The 808-nt window shown below is 39.6% G+C and carries 2 protein-coding genes; one reads left to right on the forward strand and one right to left on the reverse strand.

The features are described from left to right. Nucleotides 1-58: 58 nt before the first annotated feature. Complete coding sequence (locus tag BQ7314_RS09695; RefSeq protein ID WP_174483508.1) at nt 59-295, forward strand: hypothetical protein; 237 nt, start codon at nt 59-61, stop codon at nt 293-295. Nucleotides 296-497: 202 nt separating this feature from the next. Here BQ7314_RS09695 and BQ7314_RS09700 read toward each other — a convergent pair whose 3' ends face one another. After that, nucleotides 498-728, reverse strand: a complete 231-nt coding sequence (locus BQ7314_RS09700; protein ID WP_174483509.1) for a hypothetical protein — start codon at nt 726-728, stop codon at nt 498-500. Nucleotides 729-808: the final 80 nt, after the last annotated feature.

An 808-nucleotide genomic window follows, 5' to 3' on the forward strand; every position in this document is an offset into this window, starting at 1 on the left:
TAAGAAATGCCTATGATGACTTTTTAAACGCCATTGAACAGCACACTAAAATTTAAAAATGCCAAGTTTCCTAGATGATACCCGCCCCGCCCTGCATAATGATTTTTGGGTGTTTAAACTTATGCGCGGGGGAATCCCACGCTATCAAGCTGAAATTTTAGCGGTAGGTATGGCCTTGCATGTTCAAAAACTGGATATTGAAGAAAGAGCCGCTTATCTACGGCAGCAGGGAAAACCCGAAACCATGCGCTTTCATAAAAAGATCATTCTTTCAGTCAGAAAAAAATACACTTGATTAGAAAAGAAAAAATTAAGGTCTAAAGAATTTATTTTGTTTTTTTAACAGATAAAATGAAAGTTTCATTTTCGGCCTAATTAACTGGCTCTTGATCTTTTCCCCTTTGAAAGCATGAAAATATAGCCCGTAATTGCGTGAGGTTGTCCGCTGGTGCGTTTTTATCGCTTAAATGTAAACAACACACAAGAAACTATTAACCCTATTCAAACGCTCTTAAAATCGCTTGTTGTGCTTTTTCTTGGTAGAGATTTTGATAATGTGCCAGTGCTTCGGAAATGGTGAGGGCTGATAGCTCCAAGGCTTCCAGTTCCCGCATGATGGGCTTTAGTTGCTCGATGATGAAAAGGCGGTGCTGTGTGGATTGGGTCGGCGGTTGTTGCCTGATTACTCGCTTACCGTCCAGCCAGTCGATTAAATCCATTTGCTCCATGCGCTCGGCTTTCTTTTTTTGGATATTTTGGGAACGATAATAAATACAGATTTTTAATTTTGACTTAACTTATCCACAAG

Origin of the sequence: methanotrophic endosymbiont of Bathymodiolus puteoserpentis (Logatchev) (assembly GCF_900128525.1) — a bacterium.
GTDB lineage: Bacteria > Pseudomonadota > Gammaproteobacteria > Methylococcales > Methylomonadaceae > Methyloprofundus.

Bases quoted from the DNA above. Each gene is read 5' to 3' on its own strand.
- BQ7314_RS09695 (WP_174483508.1), top strand. From the start codon at position 59: ATGCCAAGTTTCCTAGATGATACCCGCCCCGCCCTGCATAATGATTTT.
- BQ7314_RS09700 (WP_174483509.1), bottom strand. From the start codon at position 728: ATGGAGCAAATGGATTTAATCGACTGGCTGGACGGTAAGCGAGTAATC.